The organism is Parachlamydia acanthamoebae, from assembly GCF_000875975.1.
GTDB classification, from domain to species: Bacteria; Chlamydiota; Chlamydiia; order Chlamydiales; family Parachlamydiaceae; genus Parachlamydia; species Parachlamydia acanthamoebae.
Window position 1 is genome coordinate 1 of record NZ_BAWW01000042.1, and the last position, 368, is coordinate 368.

The following is a 368-nucleotide window of genomic DNA, read 5'->3' on the forward strand; positions in this document are numbered from 1 at the left end:
TATTAGCCGTTTTATGCACCCAACACCTTTGCTGCTTTGTTGCTGGAAACTCTTCATTTAAAGCTGCCCAAAAGCCAAGTGCTCCATCTCCAATCGCAAGCTTTGGTCCTTCTTTGAGACCTCGATGTTTTAAATTTTGCAAAACTTCTTTCCAAGACAGTTTGCTTTCTCGGTGCCCATCATGGATCATGATAAGTTCTTTATTTCCATTCTCTAAAGCACTATCAGAACCAGAACGCAGGGTCGATCTTCTTCTAAACGAATGTTAAAATAAATCCCATCCGCCCATATATAAACGTACTTTTTTGCGGATAAATCACTTTTGAGCCAATTTTGATATTCTGTTGTCCATGAATCTTTCAATCTAA

1 pseudogene is annotated in these 368 nt (G+C 38.6%); it reads right to left on the reverse strand.

What is annotated here, in order from left to right:
- A pseudogene (locus AOM43_RS13075) lies at nucleotides 1-368 on the reverse strand (transposase); the annotation flags it as partial.